This is a genomic window from Streptomyces sp. NRRL S-337 (assembly GCF_000720175.1).
GTDB lineage: Bacteria > Actinomycetota > Actinomycetes > Streptomycetales > Streptomycetaceae > Streptomyces > Streptomyces siderophoricus.
The window spans coordinates 1-206 of sequence record NZ_JOIX01000222.1 but is presented as its reverse complement, the minus strand read 5'-3'; the positions used below and the strand labels follow the sequence as shown (position 1 = coordinate 206).

Genomic DNA, 206 nt, shown 5'->3' with positions numbered 1-206 from the left:
GGGTTGGCGGGGGTCGAGGAGAGGGTGACCACGCAGTTGGTCGCCGCCGTGACGTTGACGGTTGCGGTGCCGGTGACGCCGACACAGGTGCAGGTGGTGGTGGCGGCGACCACGGTGGCGACGACGACATTGGCCCCGGTCGGCAGCGCGCTGCTGGTCACGCTGGCCTGTCCGGAGGCGTTGGTGGTGCCGGCGCCCAGCTGGAG

The 206-nt window shown here is 72.3% G+C and carries 1 protein-coding gene; it reads right to left on the bottom strand.

The annotated features are described in order from the left end of the window. The coding region (locus IG62_RS42900) for a hypothetical protein (protein WP_037840517.1) at positions 1-206 on the bottom strand (206 nt) is incomplete at both ends.